The organism is Shewanella sp. 11B5 (assembly GCF_002836795.1).
In the GTDB taxonomy this organism is placed as follows: Bacteria; Pseudomonadota; Gammaproteobacteria; order Enterobacterales; family Shewanellaceae; genus Shewanella; species Shewanella frigidimarina.
Genome location: NZ_PJAP01000477.1, coordinates 1 through 4,463 on the forward strand (window position 1 = coordinate 1; position 4,463 = coordinate 4,463).

At 41.0% G+C, this 4,463-nt stretch carries 5 protein-coding genes; 4 read left to right on the forward strand and 1 reads right to left on the reverse strand.

Annotated features, from left to right (window positions below; translation table 11 throughout):
- The 4 genes from CXF78_RS21830 to CXF78_RS11130 all read left to right on the forward strand — a co-directional run.
- Positions 1–130 (forward strand): cytochrome c3 family protein (locus CXF78_RS21830; protein WP_180957116.1); only part of this gene is annotated, 130 nt, incomplete at its 5' end.
- A gap of 27 nt (positions 131–157) precedes the next feature.
- Positions 158–1,312: a hypothetical protein gene (locus tag CXF78_RS11120; protein ID WP_102036810.1), complete on the forward strand. Its 1,155-nt coding sequence runs from the start codon at positions 158–160 to the stop codon at positions 1,310–1,312.
- Positions 1,313–1,498: 186 nt separating this feature from the next.
- Positions 1,499–2,548, forward strand: coding sequence for a porin (locus CXF78_RS11125; protein WP_257984889.1), 1,050 nt, complete (start codon positions 1,499–1,501; stop codon positions 2,546–2,548).
- A gap of 175 nt (positions 2,549–2,723) precedes the next feature.
- Positions 2,724–3,461: a cupin gene (locus CXF78_RS11130; RefSeq protein ID WP_102036812.1), complete on the forward strand. Its 738-nt coding sequence runs from the start codon at positions 2,724–2,726 to the stop codon at positions 3,459–3,461.
- Positions 3,462–3,670: 209 nt separating this feature from the next.
- Here the strand turns inward: CXF78_RS11130 and CXF78_RS11135 are convergent.
- Positions 3,671–4,463: aminoacetone oxidase family FAD-binding enzyme (locus CXF78_RS11135; protein ID WP_102036813.1), on the reverse strand; the 793-nt coding region annotated here is incomplete at its 5' end.

The following is a 4,463-nucleotide window of genomic DNA, read 5'->3' on the forward strand; positions in this document are numbered from 1 at the left end:
AAAAGAGGCTAATCCGCACAAGTCGTTCCATTACAACCAGGGTGCTAGTTGCTTGGCTTGTCATGGAGAGCACCAGAAGAAAGCTCCAGTATGCGCTGAGTGTCACCGCACTTGGTTCCACAATATGTAATGCTATAAAAAGAAATATTTAGGAATGATGATGAAAAAAACAACTCAATTTATGTTATCTACGGTTGCGGCAGCAATTGCAATGACCAGCTTTAGCAATCAAGCAATAGCTGAAGACGGTATTAATGTTGGTGGTGCTGTTCGCGTCAACTACAGCTATAAAGATTATAGCGACAGCTCAAAAGACAAATTAGGTGATTTAACCTTAGATATGGTGGCCATCAAGTTTAACGGTAAAAAAGGCGATTGGGGCTTAGCTTCAGAATACCGTTTCACCTCGTCGACTGACTATATCAAATATGGCTATGCATACTATGATGCGATTCCTGATTGGCAAATCCAGTTTGGTATTAATAAAGTGCCATTCGGCAACAGGGACTTTATCTCTAACAGTTGGTGGTTTGGTATTCCGTACTACCTAGGTTTTGAGGATGATCATGATGTTGGTATTAAAGCCGTATATGAAAAAAACGGTTGGCACACCGATATCGCATTTTATAAAAACCCAGAATATGCCGCCAGTGAAAACAAGCGTTATGCTACTGACCTTTATAGCGGCACCATAGATGCAACTTATGATGGCATTGATAACGGCATCACCTATAACAACGAAGAAACTAACCAGTTTAATATTCGTCAAACTTACACCATGGAACACGAAGGTGGCTCAACAACCTTAGGTGGATCTATCGAAGTTGGACAAATTTACAATAATGCTACGGGTAATAATGGGGACCGTTACGGTATCGCATTGCACTTAGACACTAAATACAATGACTGGGAACTTCAAGCCCAAGCAATGCAATATGAATATGATGCTGCTGACAGTGAAAACCCAAATAAAATTGGTGTATCGGTAGTGAGCTGGCAATATGAAATTGCCTCTAAAGGTCAGGCTTATACGGTCAACTTATCTAAAACAATCCCAACAAGCTTTGGTAGCGTTAAGATATACAATGACTTCAATATCATGACTCCTGATGTCGAAGACTCAACTTATGACAATAGCTACCAAAATGTTTTGGGGGCCGCAATTTCTGCTGGAGCAACATACACGATGGTCGATTTTGTCATGGGCAAAAACATGACGTTCTCAACTGGTTCTGATGACCATGTTGGCTTAGCGCAAACCGGCGATGGCTGGGATAAGCGTATCAACATCAACTTTGGTTATTACTTCTAAATCTTAAGCCTGAAATACATATATTTGTATTTCAGGCATTGCCCACCTCTGGCGTTTAGTCGCTCCAAGTAGCTGTTATCAAGTTTGCTTTGCTTCATGTATCTACATAAATAAAGCAATGCCTTACGTACTACCAACTTCAATACTGATTAAAATCCTATGATCAAAACACTCACTTCAATCTTGATGGCTAATTTTATCCTTATGCCATTAAGTTATGCCACAGAGGTCAACTTGGGCGGATTTATCAAAACCAATGCGCGGATTGTTGAGGGTGATCTTGCTTATCAACACAGCTGGACGGGTTCTGCAACGCCAGAGGATAATACCCGCCGCAGCCAAATTAGCACCCAAGAAAGCCGTTTGAATATGACCATTATTCCGGAAAGAGCTCAATCGATTGAAGCAGCTAAAGGTTTTGTAGAAATTGACTTTTCTGGGTCAGAACAAGGAGACACAAATTTCTCTAATTCATACAGTCCTAGATTAAGACATGCATATATTCAATATGCTGGCTTAACTGCTGGGCAAAATTGGACTAGCTTTATCAATACTCAAAGTTTTGCAGAAACATCTGATCTTGGAGGCGCATTAGTTGGACAAGCAATGGTGCGACAAAGTCTTATTCGTTATCAAACTAATAGTTGGATGTTTGCAATAGAAAACCCCAGTACGTATGGAACAGATATTAACGGTGACGACATATCAACAACGCAAGACACATTGCCCGATATTGTTATACGTTACGATACTCATTGGCAAAATGGATTGTTATCGTTTTCAACCTTGGGGCGTCAGTTAAACACAGGTCCCGAAAATAATAAAGAATGGGGACTTGGCGGCTCTATTGCAGGCAAAATTTCTATTAGCAGCAAAGACGATATTCGATTTCAATTTCATTATGGAAAATTAGGCCGTTATGTCGGTACATCTGCCGCTAGTGATGTTTATTTAGGTAAAGCAGAAACAACAACAGCAGGAATGCTTGCTTATCATCACGAGTGGTCTGAAGTATATAGAAGCAACTTAGTTTATGGGTGGACTAAAACCAGGCTCAGTGACGCAAACCGATATCATCTGTGCGCCAACGTATTTACACAACTCAGTCCATATTTGACCATAGGGATTGAAGTAGGTCGATTTCAACAAGAGGCTGATGCCTCGCATAACACTGACTCTGGCCAAGCTTCATTGGCATCAAACTACAGCCAATTTACGATTCAATTATTTTTTTAAAACCGTAAAAGTAAACTTATTCGTGACCACCTTCGCGAATAAGTTTGCTGCAGGCAACTCTGCGTGATCCAACTCAAACTTACCAATGCGACTTAACACTATTGTTAGTCCAGAGCCTAAAGAAATTGCACAATAGATGCTGCTTCGGGCATTCAATAAAACAAATAGGATGAAAATGATGAAATTAAAAATGATCTGCGCGTTGGCCGCATTAGCGTCAGCAACAACCATGGCAGCAGGTCCGGAGCATGCTCAACTTCCATACCAACAAATGACACCAGTACCATATGACAGTACACCATTCTCGCCACAAGACACTATGCCCGCAGAATGTAGCGACCCGCTAGTTGAAGCATATATTGCAGATTGGGAAGCTGGAAAAGTCGATTTTAACTCTATCAAATCAAACGACAGCATTGCAGCTGATCAACGTTTTTGTAAGACAATGGATGACGATGGCAACATCATGGAAGCCAAAAACTGTGATTTGAAAAATGCTCCCGTTGGCTATCTTTGGAAAGAGCTGTCTGACAGCCCCGTAGTTATTGGTATCACAAATGGTGGTAAATCAGACCATGCACCACACTTCCATGGTCAACCGGAATGCTATTATGTTGTAACTGGTGGCAGTAAAACATTAGCAGACAACAAGTTCCAATCTCTTAGCTTAAGTCAGTACTTTTATATTCCTGGTGCAAGTATCCACAACACACCAATCCTTACTGATAAAGGTTTAGGTGTAATGTATTGGTATCCTAAAAATGCTCACTTCGATGGCTTTAAATATTACTGGCGTAAAGACGTAAAAAACTTACGTGTTGCAGAAGAGGCCTTTGACCGCGTTGATGCGATTCGCAAACGAGACCTAGATTTAGGCCCTTATGGCACTAATGAATCTTTCTTTGCTAAATAGCTTTTAGCGCTATAAATCAGTGTAAAGAGCGGTTATCTCCGCTCTTTTTCTTCTAGAGTCTATACAACCAAAACCATGCAGTGACATAGTGATTTTGGTTATCTCCATACGCTGCCTAGGCAAGGTTATAGATTAAAAAAATAGAACATCGTACAAAAGATTGTCTTCGTTGAGTTCAAATAGTCTTCGTTGCAATTCCACGAAAACAACTAAACAGCCAATCCAGCCGCGACACCAGATGACCAAGCCCACTGAAAATTAAACCCGCCCAACCAACCACTTACATCTATTACCTCACCAATAAAATACAAACTTGGCACCTTATTAGCTTGCATGGTTTTAGATGACAATTCATTAGTATCGACGCCGCCTAAAGTGACTTCTGCGGTGCGGTAACCTTCGGTACCATTCATGGTAATAGACCAGTCTTTTAAGTCGTTAGCGAGTTTTTCTCGCTCGCCGTGGCCGAGTTGGTTTAATGCTTTATCTAGTTGAGACTCGTCAAATAGTGTTTCAACCAAACGCTTAGGTAACCACTGGCTTAAGGTATTGCGTAGGCTTTGCTTTGGATGATGTTTTAGTGCAAATTCAATTTTATCTAACGCGTTTTCACCCGGTAATAAATTGATAGAAATTGCTTCACCTGGCTGCCAGTAATTAGAAATTTGCAGTACTGCTGGGCCTGATAGACCTCGATGAGTAAACAATAACGCTTCGCTAAATTGAGTACCATCTTGGGCGGTAATGGTTGTTGGCACAGCAATACCCGATAACGGCTCAAAGCGCACTTTTTGTTCGGCATGCCACGTAAATGGAACTAAACCAGCACTGGTAGATAATACAGTTAAACCAAATTGCTCTGCCAGCTTATAGCCATAAGGCGTAGCACCTAATTTGGGCATGGACAAACCGCCAGTCGCTATCACTAACGACTCGCAGCTAAAGTCGCCATTTGAGGTAGTTAAATTAAATCCTGTATCTGTTTTAGTAACAGATAGCATT